General features: G+C 50.9%; 15 protein-coding genes and 1 tRNA gene. 12 read left to right on the forward strand and 4 right to left on the reverse strand.

Annotated features, from left to right (window positions below):
- Positions 1–14 precede the first annotated feature (14 nt).
- On the forward strand, positions 15–1,277 hold the full coding sequence (locus HK11_RS04585; RefSeq protein WP_086554160.1) for a lactonase family protein: 1,263 nt from the start codon (positions 15–17) through the stop codon (positions 1,275–1,277).
- A gap of 22 nt (positions 1,278–1,299) precedes the next feature.
- Here the strand turns inward: HK11_RS04585 and ubiG are convergent, their stop codons facing one another.
- Positions 1,300–2,043: a bifunctional 2-polyprenyl-6-hydroxyphenol methylase/3-demethylubiquinol 3-O-methyltransferase UbiG gene (gene ubiG, locus HK11_RS04590; RefSeq protein ID WP_086554161.1), complete on the reverse strand. Its 744-nt coding sequence runs from the start codon at positions 2,041–2,043 to the stop codon at positions 1,300–1,302.
- Positions 2,044–2,220: 177 nt separating this feature from the next.
- Between ubiG and HK11_RS04595 the strand changes: the two genes are divergently transcribed.
- The 7 genes from HK11_RS04595 to HK11_RS04625 all read left to right on the forward strand — a co-directional run bounded on the left by HK11_RS04595 (position 2,221) and on the right by HK11_RS04625 (position 10,236).
- Positions 2,221–3,474, forward strand: a complete 1,254-nt coding sequence (locus HK11_RS04595; protein ID WP_086554162.1) for an aspartate kinase — start codon at positions 2,221–2,223, stop codon at positions 3,472–3,474.
- Positions 3,464–4,552, forward strand: a complete 1,089-nt coding sequence (locus HK11_RS04600) for a nitronate monooxygenase family protein (protein ID WP_086554163.1) — start codon at positions 3,464–3,466, stop codon at positions 4,550–4,552. The genes HK11_RS04595 and HK11_RS04600 overlap by 11 nt, the downstream gene beginning before the upstream one ends.
- Positions 4,545–5,864, forward strand: a complete 1,320-nt coding sequence (locus HK11_RS04605; RefSeq protein WP_086554235.1) for a helix-turn-helix domain-containing protein — start codon at positions 4,545–4,547, stop codon at positions 5,862–5,864. Before HK11_RS04600 ends, HK11_RS04605 begins: the two co-directional genes overlap by 8 nt.
- A gap of 134 nt (positions 5,865–5,998) precedes the next feature.
- The gene (gene ispG, locus HK11_RS04610) at positions 5,999–7,150 is read left to right on the forward strand and encodes a flavodoxin-dependent (E)-4-hydroxy-3-methylbut-2-enyl-diphosphate synthase (protein WP_086554164.1); all 1,152 of its coding nucleotides are present in this window, start codon (positions 5,999–6,001) and stop codon (positions 7,148–7,150) included.
- A gap of 124 nt (positions 7,151–7,274) precedes the next feature.
- Positions 7,275–8,543, forward strand: a complete 1,269-nt coding sequence (gene hisS / locus HK11_RS04615; RefSeq protein ID WP_086554165.1) for a histidine--tRNA ligase — start codon at positions 7,275–7,277, stop codon at positions 8,541–8,543.
- On the forward strand, positions 8,543–9,601 hold the full coding sequence (prfA, locus tag HK11_RS04620; protein ID WP_086554166.1) for a peptide chain release factor 1: 1,059 nt from the start codon (positions 8,543–8,545) through the stop codon (positions 9,599–9,601). Before hisS ends, prfA begins: the two co-directional genes overlap by 1 nt.
- Before the next feature lie 263 nt (positions 9,602–9,864).
- Positions 9,865–10,236 carry a YidB family protein gene (locus HK11_RS04625; RefSeq protein WP_086554167.1) on the forward strand — a complete coding sequence of 124 codons (372 nt, stop codon included), beginning with the start codon at positions 9,865–9,867 and terminating at the stop codon, positions 10,234–10,236.
- Between the two features lie 56 nt (positions 10,237–10,292).
- Here HK11_RS04625 and HK11_RS04630 read toward each other — a convergent pair whose 3' ends face one another.
- Complete coding sequence (locus tag HK11_RS04630; protein WP_233127664.1) at positions 10,293–10,766, reverse strand: hypothetical protein; 474 nt, start codon at positions 10,764–10,766, stop codon at positions 10,293–10,295.
- A gap of 37 nt (positions 10,767–10,803) precedes the next feature.
- On the opposite strand from HK11_RS04630, the gene prmC reads away from it, so the two are divergent.
- Together prmC and HK11_RS04640 are read left to right on the forward strand one after the other, a co-directional pair.
- Positions 10,804–11,691 (forward strand): peptide chain release factor N(5)-glutamine methyltransferase, encoded by an 888-nt coding sequence (gene prmC, locus HK11_RS04635; RefSeq protein WP_086554168.1) that lies wholly within the window; start codon positions 10,804–10,806, stop codon positions 11,689–11,691.
- 235 nt (positions 11,692–11,926) lie between these two features.
- Positions 11,927–12,376, forward strand: a complete 450-nt coding sequence (locus tag HK11_RS04640; protein ID WP_086554169.1) for a DUF4167 domain-containing protein — start codon at positions 11,927–11,929, stop codon at positions 12,374–12,376.
- 135 nt (positions 12,377–12,511) lie between these two features.
- Here the strand turns inward: HK11_RS04640 and HK11_RS04645 are convergent.
- Positions 12,512–12,586: transfer RNA gene (locus HK11_RS04645), tRNA-Met, on the reverse strand.
- A gap of 106 nt (positions 12,587–12,692) precedes the next feature.
- Positions 12,693–13,151, reverse strand: a complete 459-nt coding sequence (locus HK11_RS04650; RefSeq protein ID WP_086554170.1) for an MlaD family protein — start codon at positions 13,149–13,151, stop codon at positions 12,693–12,695.
- A gap of 120 nt (positions 13,152–13,271) precedes the next feature.
- Here HK11_RS04650 and HK11_RS04655 point away from each other — a divergent pair, with 120 nt between their 5' ends.
- The gene (locus HK11_RS04655) at positions 13,272–14,120 is read left to right on the forward strand and encodes an undecaprenyl-diphosphate phosphatase (protein ID WP_086554171.1); all 849 of its coding nucleotides are present in this window, start codon (positions 13,272–13,274) and stop codon (positions 14,118–14,120) included.
- A gap of 39 nt (positions 14,121–14,159) precedes the next feature.
- Positions 14,160–15,677, forward strand: coding sequence for an amino acid permease (locus HK11_RS04660; protein ID WP_086554172.1), 1,518 nt, complete (start codon positions 14,160–14,162; stop codon positions 15,675–15,677).
- The last annotated feature ends 4 nt before the right edge of the window (positions 15,678–15,681 follow it).

A 15,681-nucleotide genomic window follows, 5' to 3' on the forward strand; every position in this document is an offset into this window, starting at 1 on the left:
AGGTAACGCGTTAAATGAAAAATTCTCTTTCTCGCCGGCTGTTTGGGCTGGGAGGACTGGCTGGCGTAGCTGTGGCCGGGAGTCACAGTGCTTTTGCTGCGGATGATACAGCAAAAGCGCCGGAGCAGGATACTACGCCATCAAAGCAGAAAACATTCTGCTATCTCGGGGCATATACAAAGCATGGTCCGCCCGGCGGGAACGGGGCAGGTATTACAGTTTTCGAAATGAATTCTGAAACCGGTTCGCTGACGAATGTCATGACGTTTACCGATATAGACAGCCCGTCTTATATCGTGCTCTCTCCCGATAAACGTTTTTTATACGCCGTCAGTGAGGTCAGTGACTTTGACACAACGCATAGTGGCTCTGTCACAGCGTTTTCTGTCAATCATGAAACGGCAGCCCTGACCAAGCTGAATACGGTTGCGTCCGGCGGGGCAGACCCCGCTTATGTCAGTGTGCACCCTTCGGGGCGATATGTATTTATTGCCAATTATACCGGTGGAACCGTGAGTGTTATTCACGTTCTGGCGGATGGGTCACTGGGGCATACAACCGAGCTGATACATGATTCCGGCCCGAGAATGCCTGACAGGGCGGCTGATAACCCGACAGGTAATTTTGCGGTCAGTGATCACTCCTCCGCGCATCCGCATATGGTGCAGGCTGATCCGACAGGTAAGTTTGTTCTGGTCGCTGATGCTGGCCTTGATCGTATGTATGTCTGGACGATCGACCTCGATACGGGCCACCTTAAGCCGGCAGCTGTGCCTTTCACCAATATGACGCCGGGCTCTGCTCCACGCCATTTTTGTTTTAGCTCAGATGGCAGGCGGCTTTATATTCTGTGTGAACAGGATTCTAAAGTTGTTGTTGCTGATTTTGACCCTGATACCGGTAAAATTGCGCCGAGGCAGACAGTCAGTACAGTTACGGCTCACTTTAAAGGAAGTACTCTGGCTGCTGGTATTGTTTTATCGCCAGATGAGCGCTTCCTTTATGTTTCTAACCGGCTTGGTGATTCACTCGCAGTGTTTCAGATGGCAAAGGATGGCGGTTTAACGCTGGTTGATGAAATTTGGACACATGCAGATTATGGCCGTGCGCTGAGCTTTGATCCTTCTGGCAGCTATCTCTATGTAGCCAACCAGCGCAGCGATACGATCACTTCGTTCCGTGTTGATAAAACGACCGGGAAAATAAGCTTCACGTGGGACTTTACGCCAGCAGGCAGTCCCACATGTTTTGCTTTTCTCAGGCTGCCCGCAGCCTGACAGGCATATGCTCTCGCAGCTTTCAGAGTTTTCTGAAAGCTGCGATATAATTGATACTCAGGTTGCGGCTTTCTTTCCAGTCTCCCGTTATTGTGGGGCTCATGCCGGCAATAGCTTCAATTGTAAGGCCGGCAGCCCGTGCGTAACGACCCAGTTCTGCCGGGGTGACAAATTTTTTCCACGTGTGTGTGCCGGTGGGTAGCAGGCGGAGTAAATATTCAGCGCCGATTTTACCAACCGCAAGTGAGCTGAGAGTGCGGTTCATTGTCGAGACAATGAGCGTGCCACCTGGTTCAAGCAGCTGAGAGAGTGTGGCCATAAAAGCTGCCGGGTCAGTAACGTGCTCAATAATTTCGAACGCTATGACAGCGTCAAATTTTGCGCCCTCTTTTGCAAGCTCTTCTGCGCTGCCTTCACGGTAAGACAGTGAGCCGGCACCCCGTGGCAGCGGATACGTCTCCAGGTGCTTTCTGGCGGCGGCAATGCCGTTTGCTGAAGCATCCAGGCCCGTCACATTATGACCTGCCTTAGCGAGAGCTTCGCTGGCCAGCCCCGCACCGCAGCCAATATCAAGGGCTGAGACCCGTCTGCTATGCCGGCCCTGAACCGGTATATGGCGACATGCCCAGCTGATACGTAAAGGGTTCATGGCATGGAGCGGGCGCATAGGGCCGCGTGGGTCCCACCATTTCTCAGCCAGAGCACTAAAGCGTGAGATTTCATCCGGAGCGACGGAGGAGAAAGAATCGGAGCTGGAGGTGGTCATACTGTGAAAAATTCCTTTCCTGCGGAGCTTACCCGCTGGACGAGAGAGGGTTTAAAGAGTATGTGGCGCGCCTTGCAAGGCTTCATAACTCTCCTTTTGCGTCTTTCATATCTGCATGTGAAGCGGTAAGAGACTAAAAGAGCACTGATTTGCCTGTTTTTTAGTGGAGTGAAGACTATGCCCGGTTCCGTACCTCGGATCGTGATGAAGTTCGGCGGAACGTCCGTAGGTGATCTGGAGCGCATCAGAGCAGTAGCCGCACGCGTTAAGCAGCAAAAAGATGCTGGCTGCGATGTTGTTGTTGTTGTTTCTGCTATGGCCGGTGAAACCAATAAACTGGTTGGATACTGTAACGCACTATCTCCGTTACATGACCCAAAAGAATATGATTCTATTGTTGCTACCGGCGAGCAGGTGACAAGCGGGCTTCTGGCCATTGCTTTGCAGGCACTGGGTGTGAAGTCACGTTCACGGGCTGGCTGGCAGATTCCGTTAGTTACCGATTCGGCTCACGGTAAAGCGGGGATTGTTTCTGTTGATGGTACAAGCCTGCTGGCTGATATGGCTGATGGTATTGTGCCTGTCGTCGCAGGGTTTCAGGGTATTGGCCCGGATCAGCGTATAACGACGCTGGGGCGGGGTGGCTCTGATACATCCGCCGTTGCGATTGCAGCCGCGGTTAAAGCAGACCGGTGCGATATTTATACCGATGTTGACGGTATTTATACGACTGACCCGCGTATTGTGGCTAAAGCTCGTAAACTCGATAAAATTACTTATGAGGAAATGCTTGAGCTGGCTTCAGTCGGGGCAAAAGTGTTGCAGACACGCAGTGTCGGGCTTGCGATGCGCGAGGGAGTGCGCGTTCAGGTGCTGTCTAGCTTTGTAGAGGGAGAGGCCCTGGTTGAAGGAAAGCTCCCAGGCTCTCTGGTTGTAGATGAGGACGAAATAGTGGAAGATAAACTGGTCACCGGGATTGCATATTCGCGTGATGAAGCCAAAGTGTCAGTCAGACGCATTCCTGATCGTCCAGGGATCGCCGCTGCTATTTTCGGTCCGTTAAGTGAGGCTGGCGTGAACGTCGATATGATTGTGCAGAGCACAGGTGCTGACGGTACGACTGATATGACATTTACAACAGGTAAAGCCGACTTGCCCCGGGCAATCAGCACGCTTGAATCTGTGCATGATAATGTCCAGTACGAAGAACTTCTGACTGATGATGACGTTGTGAAAATCAGTGTTGTTGGTACAGGTATGCGTTCTCATGCCGGCGTTGCCAGCACTATGTTCCGCACATTGTCTGAGCGCTCTATTAATATCCAGGTCATTTCAACCAGCGAAATCAAGGTTTCAGTTCTGGTTTCAGCTGATTATGCTGAGCTGGCTGTCAGAGCCTTGCATACCGCTTACGGTCTGGATGGTGTCTGAAGTTATGGAAGAGAATATTTACGCTCCTGTGACAGATACTGAAAAAGAGTTTGCACGGCATAGCCTGCACCGTGCGTGTCAGCGGGGGAGTGCTTTTCTGGGGTCTGAATACGCTATTCTCGGTGGAGCCATGTCGTGGCTGAGTGAGCGTCATCTGGTTTCAGCAATTTCCAACGCCGGTGGTTTTGGGGTTATTGCCTGCGGAGCGATGTCGCCTGAGTTGCTCGAGGCTGAAATTCTGGCAACCCGCGCCATGACTGACCGCCCGTTTGGCGTAAACCTGATTACAATGCATCCTCAGCTCTCTGAGCTGGTTGATGTGTGTCTTAAAAACAGTGTCGGTCATATTGTGCTTGCTGGTGGCATTCCGCCAGCTGCGGCTATTAAGGCGGCAAAAGATGGTGGTGCCAAGGTTATTGCCTTTGCGCCGGCTCTGGTGCTTGCAAAGCGTCTTATTAAGATGGGTGTCGATGCTCTGATTATCGAAGGCGCAGAAGCCGGTGGACATATCGGCCCTGTTTCACTGACGGTTCTTGCGCAGGAAATTCTCCCCGTTATCAGAGAAGTGCCGGTTTTTGTTGCCGGCGGAATTGGTCGCGGTGATGCGATGGTCTCCTATCTTGATATGGGAGCATCAGGGGCGCAGCTTGGAACACGTTTTGCTGCAGCATCAGAAAGCATTGCACACGAGAAGTTTAAAAAGGCCTTTGTGCGCGGCAACGCCCGTGATGCAGTCGCTTCTGTGCAGCTTGACCCGCGTTTTCCTGTTATTCCTGTGCGTGGTCTCAGTAATGAAGGCAGCCAGCAGTTTATCGTGCACCAGGCTGATGTCATTAACCGTTTCCAGAGTGGCGCCCTCACTCGTGAGGAAGCTCAGCTTGAAATTGAACATTTCTGGGCTGGTGCTCTCAGGCGCGCAGTTATAGACGGAGACGTTGAGCACGGTTCTGTTATGGCGGGGCAGTCTGTCGGACTGGTTCGTTCAGTGCAGCCTGTTGCTGAAATTATAGCAGATCTTGTTGACCAGGCGCTGGAGGCTATTGTGCGCCGCAAGCGACGTCTGGATGCTGATGCCTGACAATGATACCGACACCGGACAGGGAGAACTCCCTGTCGTTTATCATGAGCTGCCTGATGTTAACAGCCTGAGGGTAGGGCCCGCGCTGCGCAAGCGTCGGGAGCAGCTTGGATGGACACTGCCTCAGCTTTCTGAGTGGCTGCGTATTCGTATAATTTATCTTGAAGCTTTTGAAGCAGAGCGTACGCAGGATCTTCCTGCCGAGGTCTATGCTCTTGGCTTCCTTAAATCTTATGCGCTGGCTCTGGGCTTTGATGTCGGGCACGTTGTGAGCTGCTATAAACAGGAGCGGCGCTCCGTTGTTATACGCGCCCCGGAGCTGACTTTTCCGGCTCCGCCTCCTGACCGGCGCATTCCGCCACGCGTTACGGTTTCTCTTGGTATTGTGGTTCTTATCGGGGCTTATATAGGCTGGTACCATTTTATGGACCACACCCCGCTTATGCCAGAACATGTTCCCCCTGTTGCTCAGGTTATTCCAGGGGAGAAAGTGGCGCATGCACCGTCACCTCAGGTTGCGTCTCTTTTGCCTGAGCCTGGTTCATTACCTGTTATTCCAGCCCCTCCTCAGGCTGATAAAAATGAAGCGCCACCAGCTGCAACGTCAGCTGAACCATTTGATAATTCGGCTGCAGAAACTTCACCACAGCCCGGTGATGTGCCGCCTTCTGCTGTGCCACAGGGGCAAAATTCCCCAGGGGCTGTGCAATCCCCCGAAACTCTGGCTGCACCAGAAGGCAGCATGGAAGATCTGAGTGTTCGTGCTACGGCTGCCAGCTGGATACAGGTTAAAGATGCTCAGGGTCATGTGGTATATGACCATATAATGCAGCCCGGGGATGTGTGGAGTGTGCCGTTGCAGAATGGCCCCTACATCATGACAACAGGTAATGCCGGTGGTATCGTTTTACAGGCCGGGAATGTTACAACATTGCCGCTTGGTAAAAATGGTGCCGTGTTACGTGGTCTGTCTCTTACCCCTGAGGCTGTAAGAGCAGCCGCCGCTGAAACTGATCAGACATCTGCCGGGAAAACAGCGGTAACTGCTCCTGCGTCTATGGGAACAGCTGTGCCAGCGCCTGCACGGCAGGTGGCCGCGCCGGCTGCCCGGACAGAAGAGGAAAAGGCTGATTTATCAGCCCCCGTGTTTTCTCCTGAGAGGGCAGAGGAGGGCGTGATAAATAATAGTGCGGCGCCTGTTGCGTCTTCACCTCAGATGGCGGTGAGACCGTTAAGACATTCCGGATCCTCAGAAAAAACTACAGCTGATGATCTTAACGCAGGTCAGTTAAGTCATATAAAAGAGCACTAAGTGTTTTTGTTATGTGCTTTCATATAGCCAAACCGGACTGTTTTTGGCAGGAAGGCACCATAGTAGTACCAGGGCCACGCAGTGTGATGTTGTGGTCTGTTTAACCAAGTGTCGTATTGACAAAAGGATGCAAGATGAGCGGCTACCGGCCTTACCAGCATATCGAACGTCGCAAATCCCGGCAAATTCACGTTGGCAAAGTTGCTGTGGGCGGAGATGCACCGATTTCAGTGCAGACAATGACCAACACGCTGACGAGCGATGCCCAGGCGACTATTGAACAGATCCGTCGTGCAGAGCTGGCTGGCGTGGATATTGTACGTGTTTCGTGCCCTGATGAGGAAAGCACGGCAGCGCTTGCAGAAATCGTACGTGAAGTGAATGTGCCGATCGTCGCTGACATTCATTTTCATTATAAGCGCGCCATTGAGGCTGCTAAAGCTGGTGCTGCCTGCCTGCGTATTAACCCGGGCAATATTGGCAGCGCGGAACGTGTGAGAGAAGTTGTTAATGCAGCTAAAGATTATGGCTGCTCTATCCGTATCGGTGTGAATGCCGGCTCTCTTGAGAAGCATTTGCTTGAAAAATATGGTGAGCCTAACCCTGAGGCTCTGGTTGACAGTGCACTCGAGCATGCAAAAATCCTTGAAGATCATGATTTCCGTGAATTTAAGATCAGCGTAAAAGCATCTGATGTCTTTATGGCTGTTGCAGCTTATCAGCAGCTGGCTGAGGCCTGTGATTATCCCCTCCATATCGGTATTACAGAAGCTGGCAGTAAACGCGCAGGTACGGTTAAGTCTTCTATTGGTCTGGGCAATCTGCTCTGGGCTGGTATTGGTGATACAATGCGTGTGTCTCTTTCTGCTGCACCGGAAGAGGAAGTGCTTGTTGGCTGGGATATTCTCAAGTCACTGGGGCTGCGTCATCGCGGTGTAAAAATTATCTCCTGCCCGTCCTGTGCGCGTCAGGGCTTTAATGTTGTCGAGACGGTTCAGACACTTGAAGACCGCCTTGCCCATATTAAAACGCCACTGACACTCTCTATTATCGGGTGTGTGGTCAATGGCCCTGGTGAAGCACTGATGACTGACCTGGGTGTTACCGGTGGTGGTTCAGGTCGTCACATGGTGTACTCAGCCGGTAAGCAGGATCATACCATCCCGGCCGCTGATATGATTGAGCATGTCGTTGAACTGGTTGAAGAGCGTGTTGCTAATATCCAGGCCGAAGAGGCAAAGGAAAAAGCTGAAAAAGAGCGTGCTGAAGCCCTGATTGCAAAATAATCAGATCTCTTTTTGTAAGGTTTTCTCAGGTGGTATTTCTGCCTGAGAAAACTGTTATTTGTATTAAAAAAACTGAGCCCGCCTCTGGTCAGAGGTGCTGTGGCATCTGTCAGGATTATATCCCGTGAGCATTATCCAGCCCGTCAGAGGAACGCACGATCTTATCGGTGAGAACCAGAGACGTCACAGCCATGTTGTGTCTGCAGCACGTCGTATCTCTGCGCTTTACGGCTTTGGAGAGTGGTCTACCCCGATTTTTGAAGACACACGGGTATTCTCGCGCTCACTGGGGGATACGTCAGATGTGGTCTCAAAAGAGATGTACTCTTTTAGTGACCGTGATGGGGAAAGCATTACATTACGCCCTGAAGGTACGGCCGCGATTTGTCGTGCTCTGGTGACAAATGGTCTGACACAGTCTTTGCCGCAGAAGGTGTTCTATGCCGGCCCGATGTTCCGTTATGAGCGGCCGCAGAAAGGGCGTTACCGTCAGTTTCATCAGATTGGTGTTGAGCTGATGGGCGCTGCCGAACCTCAGGCAGATGCTGAGGTTATTGCCTTAGGGTATCAGATTTTGCAGGATCTGGGCGTGGCTGAACACGTTACGCTTGAGCTGAATACACTGGGTGACGCTGCAAGTCGTGAGGCCTGGCGTGAAGCCCTTATCGCGTATTTCTCGCGTTATAAGGACCAGCTGTCAGAGGACAGTCGTGTCCGTCTTGAAAAAAATCCTCTGCGTATTCTCGACAGTAAGGACCGAAGCGACCGTGCGCTGGTGGCTGATGCTCCGCAGATGGCTGAGTTTCTTACGCCTGAGGCCAGCACATTCTGGGATGATCTGCGTCGTACGCTCGATAATTTTGGTATTTCTTACAGGGTCAATACCAGCATTGTGCGTGGCCTTGATTATTATAATCACACCACGTTTGAATTTGTGACAGATAAGCTGGGGTCTCAGGGTACTGTTATGGCGGGTGGCCGTTATGATGGTCTGGTAAAGCAGATGGGTGGCCCGGCAGTACCCTCCGTTGGTCTGGCAGCCGGTGTTGAGCGTTTGTCAATGCTGCTTGACACAGCACCTGAGCCCGCACGCCCCGTGATTATTGTGCCGGTTGGCTCTCCCGCTGAAGGTACGGTGTTTAAGGTCTTGCAGTCTCTGCGTCAGCAGGGTGTGTATGTTGAAATGGGTTATCGCGGTTCTTTGCGTAAACGCATGGAACGGGCAGGTAAGCAGAATGCAGCTTATGTTCTCTTTCTGGGAGAAGATGAGGTAGAGCGGGGTGTATGCCGTATTAAGCATATGGAAAGCGGGCAGGAGAGCGAAGTTACGCTCGACAGCGTGTTATCAGATGCGGCGACATTCTTTTTATCGGGTGAAAAGGCCGCCATCTGATGAATTTTGATGAGCAGCTCGACAGAATTGTAAGCCGCGCTCTTGAGCTTGAGAATATTCTTGCCAGCGGTGTCAGTGGTGAGGCGTTTACCCAGGCTTCACGGGAATATGCTGATATTGGCCCGGTTGTGGAGCGTATTAATGCTTTGCGTCAGGCTGAAGAAGAAGCGCAGCAGGCTGAGCAGCTGCTTTCTGACCCTGAAATGAAAGAGCTGGCTGAAGGGGAACTTTCTCGTTTGCAGGAGAGTTTGCCCGAGCTGCGTCAGAGTGTTCGCCTCGCATTGCTGCCGCGTGATGAAGCTGACGAGCGAAGTGCTATTCTTGAAATACGTCCGGCTGCAGGGGGCGACGAAGCTGCCCTGTTTGCTTCCGAGCTGTTTGATCTTTATCGCCGTTATGCTGACCTGAGGGGCTGGCAGTTTTCGGTTATGGATTATGATGAGAGTGAGCTTGGCGGCCTGCGCGAAGGTATTGCCGAAATTACAGGTCGTGGTGTTTTTGCCCGCCTTAAATATGAATCAGGTGTGCACCGTGTGCAGCGTGTGCCGGCGACTGAAAGTCAGGGGCGTATTCATACTTCAACGGTGACCGTCGCTGTACTGCCTGAAGCTGAAGAAGTTGATGTAACAGTTTCTGAGACAGACTTGCGTATTGATGTTTATCGTGCGTCCGGCGCAGGGGGGCAGCATGTGAATAAAACAGAAAGCGCGGTGCGTATTACGCACATTCCTTCAGGTATTGTCGTGGCAATGCAGGAAGAAAAAAGCCAGCATAAAAATCGTGCGAAAGCGATGAAGATTTTGCGGGCCCGCCTGTATGAGCAGGAACGTGCACAGGCCCATGCGAGCCGTGCGGCTGACCGGAAATCTCAGGTTGGTACGGGTGACCGCTCAGAGCGTATCAGAACTTATAATTTTCCGCAGGGCAGGGTGACAGATCACCGTGTAAATCTGACGCTTTATAAAATTGACCGTATTATGCTGGGCGAAATTGATGAGTTTGTTGATGCACTGACCCAGGAAGAACAGGCTGCTTTGCTTGCGGCACAGGGTATCTGATACCGTTTTTAGCTGGTTAAAATGACAGACCCTCTCTGGTGTTAAAGCAGAGAGGGTTTTTTGTTATATATTTCTAAAATATTTAAGATTTATATAACAATAATAGATTTTATTTTTAATTGAAATATTTACATTAAATCTATTGCCATATTTATTTATAATAATTATTTAAATATCAGGTTTTATCCTGATTTTTTTATTTTATTTCCGATTTCAGATCCTGAGGCTGAAAATTTTTTCTCGGGATTACTGGGAGAAAGCAAATGAGTGGTTTTCTTAATAAACTTAAAGATAAAGCTTTAAGCTCTGCGGGGCTTGAAGACAAAGCAACAGACGCGCTGACAAAGGTGCTTGGGTCTGGTGTCGGTCAGGCTGGTGTCGAGAAACTTATTCAGCAGTTTGATAGTGTTGGTCTGGGTGATAAGGCCCGCTCATGGGTGGGGCCAGGGCCGGCGCAGTCTTTAACAACAGAAGAATTGCAGCGTGTTCTGACAAGTGATCAGGCAAAGCTTATTGCCAGCTGCACAGGGCTCCCTCTGGCGCCGCTGCTGCCTGTCCTTGCTAAAGTGCTGCCGGTTGCGATTGAAAAAATAGCGAAAAAAGATAAGGATGGCGACAAAATTGCTGTAGCCTGATTTGTTTTTGCAGGCTTTGCTAAGCTCCGGGGTTTTCGCCGGGGCTTTTTTTATTGCTAACTGACGGGCGTAGAGCAGACCCGTGAGTGTGATGTATGGTGTTCTGATGCGTCAGGATCATCAGGGTCAAGCAGGTAGAATTCGGTGAAGTTGTTGCTTCCCAGTGCGTAAAGCAGGCGGCCGTCGGGATGATGGAGGATGCCGTCGCTGCTGACCTCGTGTGTTTCAACCATACCTTCGGGGTTTCGTATCGTAATTTGCCCGCAAAGCGTGTAAGTGTGCTCAACCCGTCCGGCTGGTGTCATGACTTTAACAGTTTTTTCCTGAGTTTTATCGTCCAGCCTGATAGTCGCAGCCAGTGTCCCGTCAATATAAATACGTGTGACTTCAGAGAGTTCGTCACTGGCTTTGCTATCAGATATATGAAATTCACCGGCATGTGCTGCGCAGGCCTGCAAAAGCATCAGACTGGTCAGGGCAGCGGGTAGTCGCGGGAGTGCAAGGGTGGCTTTGCGGAGGGCGCAGAACATATTTGCAATAACCATTTCGGAAAAACAGGAAGAGAGCGTGAGTAGAGCAGAAAATAATATATCAGGCCAGCCGCTGAAAGAGCTTCTGACTTACGGAGCGCAGCAGATTGAGCAGGCGGGTATAGAAAACCCTGCGAGGGAAAGCCGTATGCTTATGGCGTATGCTCTGGGGGAAAGTTCTGATCATATTTTTTTAAAGCGCAACTCGATGGAGATAGTGCCGGCAACTACGTTTCTTGCCTGTGTTGCTCGACGGGTTGCGCACGAACCCATGGCCTATATTACCGGCGCGCAGGGGTTCTGGACGCTCGATCTCGCGGTGTCTCCGGCTACGCTTATCCCCCGGCCTGATAGTGAGGCCGTTATCTCCTCTCTCAGCGGGGCGCTGGCAGATAAAAAGGGGGCATACTCTTTTTTAGACCTGGGGACAGGGACGGGATGTCTGCTACTGGCTGCTCTTGATGAATATCCTTACGCATGGGGGCTTGGTATTGATATTAACCCTGATGCAGCATTGCTTGCCGCCCGAAACGCACGATCATGTGATCTGTCGCACCGTGCATCTTTCTTTGCCGGCAGCTGGGATCATGCCCTGAAAGGGGATGTGCGCTTTGATGTTGTGATCAGTAACCCTCCCTATATTCCGACAGCTGATTTACAGACTCTGATGCCGGATGTCCGGTTATATGAGCCGGTTGCTGCTCTTGATGGCGGGGCTGATGGTATGGATGCCTATCGTTTTTTATGCAGTCGTCTGCCATTTTTACTGTCACCTCAGGGTGTCGCAATTTTTGAAATAGGTATTCATCAGCGCCCGGATCTGCAGGCGGTTGCAGAAAATGCGGGGCTGGAAGTCGTGCAGGTGTGTGCTGACCTGGCCGGCATCGAGCGTGCTGTTACTCTGAAAGTCCGGACAGAAGAGTAGTTAAAAAAACAGGTTGGCTTTATGGCTGAGGCTTGCTAATATCCCGAAGGCTTATGGTGGCTGAGATGTTTATTGCTCAGGTTAAGCCTCCAGGACACTTTGCCTGGCAATTATTTGCCAGCTGGTTGCCCGCTCAAGACAGACAATTCAGGCTTCATGCGGAAAATATGCCCTTTTGAATACAAGGCAGTTTCCTGCTTTCGAATGCCATAAAGAGAAAGTGCTGCAATAGCTCATGAATGTAAAACGGATGCGAACCCGCAATCATCGGCCTGGTGGTGGGAGTGGCGGCGGCGGCGGTTCAGGTCGCCATCTGAACGGTCAGATTCCGATGAACCGTAACCATGTGTTTGATAGCCATGGACCTGATGTACGAGTAAGAGGAACCGCTCAGCAGCTTTTTGAAAAATATCTTCAGCACGGCCGTGATGCGACCAGTTCCGGAGATCGCGTTGCTGCAGAGGCTTATTTTCAGCATGCAGAGCATTTCTTTCGCATCATGAATGCGATGGCTCAGGCTGCGCAGCAAAGCCAGCAGGAGCGCGCAGAACGTCAGGCGGCGCGTCAGCAGCGTATAGCGGCAAGTGCTGAGGAAGATGCTGAAGGAGGTGAGGTGAACCGTCCCATAAGAGGGGATGAGCCGCAGCCTGATATTCAGGAACAACCAGAATTGTCTGACACCTGATTAAGACGTGGTGTCTGAATGGGGAGTGGTTTCTTTCGGGAAATCACTCTTTTTTGTTTCCGGATTTTTTGAGTATATTAAATAGTAAAACAATATGAGTTTTATTATTTAATATTTAAAGGGAGATCCAGAAAATGGTAGCGGCGGACGGATTTGAACCGCCGACCAAGGGATTATGATTCCCCTGCTCTACCACTGAGCTACGCCGCCATAATCTGGTGGCCCTGATCTACTTCGATGTAGGGAGGGCGTCAAGGCTATATGCGCATATTCCTGCAATTTTTTTTAAATATGCCTGCTATTTGCCTGTTTCGGGTTACTGCCCCAGATTTCCCGCGCCAAAAATATAATTGCTGACCTGCTGTTCCAGGCTCGATGGCTCCTGTGTGCTGGTGATCAGGCTGCCCGCTGAGGCATAGGTATGTGCGTTCCCGGGTTCTATGATGAGTGCGTTGTTTGCTGAGAGAGAGGGGCTGCCAATTGTCAGCTGGCTGTTATCGGGAATTTTAAGTTCAGCATTAACGCGAAAATTTACGATTGCCATCTGTGAGGCGGGGTCCAGGGTGATTGACGTGACACGCCCGACAGGAATGCCCCCCATATCGACATCCGCACCTCTGCTCAGGCCATTAGCTGAGACAAAACGTGCTGAAAGATCATACTGTTTTTTCCCGAATGCCATCTGAGTGGATTCTGCATAAACAGCAAAGGACAGGGTGCCTGCGAGGATCGCATAGCTAAAGAGTTTGGCACCTGTGCGACTTCTTCGGCTCATAGGGTATTAAATTCCGTCAGTTGTTATCTATAATCAGGATCTGTGTCGATCAATGCTTGCAGCACACTGGCTCTTGGTGCAAGGACAAGCTTAGTACGAGCCGATCTGGAATAAGTAATAATGTCTTTCTTACAGGCGATTTTTATAGCAATTTTACAGGGCGCAACAGAGCTCTTTCCCGTGAGCAGCCTTGGCCATGCCGTCATTCTTCCTGCCTTACTGCACTGGTCTTATGATCTGCACGATATTTCTTTCCTGCCGTTCCTCGTTATGTTGCATCTTGGCACGTCAATTGCACTTCTTATTTTTTTCTGGAGTGACTGGATGGCCTTGTTCAGGGGGACGCTTGGCCTGGAAGGCAGGCAAATTCAGCGCGAGAGTGTTCATATTCTTCTCCTTCTGGTCATTGCGACAATTCCCGCAGTTATTATCGGCGCTTTATTTGAGCACGTCCTGCGCCAGTTTTTTGGTTCGGCATCTTCTGCCGCGATCTTTTTGATCTTGAATGGGCTGATGCTCCTGATTGCTGAAAAATTGCGGGGGCTTGGAGGTCGATACGGCGTTCGTACTGTTGCGGATATGACTGTCCGTGATGCCCTGGTGATAGGGCTGTTTCAGTGTATTGCATTTTTCCCCGGCTTTTCGCGCTCAGGGGCTACTATATGCGGTGGTCTTATTCAGGGGCTGCGTCATGATACAGCGGCACGCTTTGCCTTTTTAATGGCCGAACCGGTCATTCTGGCCGCAACGGCTAAAGAAGGCCTGAAGATGCGTTCGCTCCACCTTGATGTTTCTCAGCTCTCAGTCGCTTTTTTTGCCGCTCTGGTCGCTGGCTGTGTGGCGCTTCTGAGCACAGCGTTTCTGATGCGCTATTTTCAGAATCACGACAAATGGGCACTTTCACCTTTTGCTTATTACTGCATCTGTGCGGGTATCCTTTCGAGCGTTCTTTTACATTTCTCAATCTGACAGTGCTGATACCTGTTTCGGAGGGGTATATAAATTTTCATGGGAGACATATCAGTAAAGCAGAGGAACCCGCGGCGTAAATCTCTTGAAAGAATAGAAAAAGAGAACAAAACACAGCGCCTGTCGCGCTCGCTGGGGGCATTGCAGCTGACAATGCTGGGAGTGGGCTCCACCGTCGGAGCCGGTATTTATGTGATGACCGGTACGGCTGCTGCAAATTATGCAGGGCCGTCCATTTTACTTTCTTTTATTGTCGCCGGGCTGGCCTGCCTGTTTACAGCTTTATCTTATGGTGAGCTGGCTTCTGCCATGCCGGTCTCAGGTTCAGCTTATACATATGCTTATGTTTCGATGGGGGAGGTCTGCGCCTGGGGTGTGGGCTGGCTTCTTTTGCTTGAATATGGTGTTTCCTGTGCCGGGGTCGCTGCCGGTTTTTCGGGATATGCTGTCAGCCTTCTGCAGGATTTTGGCATTGTTATTCCTCATCAGGTGAGTGCTACGACGTTCCAGGTTTCTCTTGAGGGTATTCTGAGCTCAGGAATGCAGGCTGACCTGGTTGGCGCTTTTTCTGTCGTGGTTGTGACCTGTTTTCTGATTTTAGGAGTGCAGGAATCTTTAAGGGTCAATACTGCGATTGTCTTTCTTAAGGTCGGTGTTCTGGTCGTTTTTGTTGTGCTGGGGCTTCGGGCAGTTCATCCTTCTTACTGGGTTCCTTTTATCCCTCCCCATGAAGGGGGGTTTCGTTATGGTGTGCCTGGCATTTTCAGGGCAGCATCGATTATTTTCTTTGCCTATGTTGGCTTTGAGGCTGTTTCAACAGCATCAGCAGAGGCACGTAACCCACGTAAAGATGTGCCAGCAGGTATCGTCGGTTCATTGCTGATCTGTACACTGATTTATATTGTGGTGGCGGCCGTATTAATTGGTGTTGTACCATGGAAAACACTGAATGTGGCTGACCCTCTGGCTATTGCTGTCAATGCGATGCATCAGCCCTGGCTTGCATTTTTTGTAAAAATTGGCGCGGTTATAGGTCTTTGTTCGGTGCTGCTTGGGCTGCTTTATGCGCAAAGTCGCGTCTTTTTTGCGATGGCTGAAGACGGTTTGCTTATGCCATTATTTAGTGCGCTGCACCCCAGATTTAAAACGCCATGGCTCGGCACGATTGTGCTCGGTGTTATAACAGCCGTGGCAACAGCAGTTTTACCAATTGATATCATCAGTGACCTTGTCAGCCTGGGTACAGCGACAGCATTTGGTATTGTCTGCTTTACCGTTATATGGGTGCGCAATACTGCACCAGATACACCACGGGTATTTTCAGTGCCTGGCGGAGGCATGACGATCAGAGGGGTATGGATAGGCTACGTGCCCGTGATGGGGATGGTGCTGTGTGTTGTTATGACAGCACCTTTGTTTATTGATATGGTGGCCGCGTCTTTTTCCGGCAATCCGGTGCCTGTGTTCCTGCTGTTTGTATACCTCATCCTGGGGTGGGCCAGTTATTATTTTTATGGCCGCAAACATTCCCGCATCGGGCGGGAATGTGATGAGTGAGGCT

The organism is Acetobacter sp. DmW_043 (assembly GCF_002153485.1).
GTDB classification, from domain to species: domain Bacteria; phylum Pseudomonadota; class Alphaproteobacteria; order Acetobacterales; family Acetobacteraceae; genus Acetobacter; species Acetobacter thailandicus.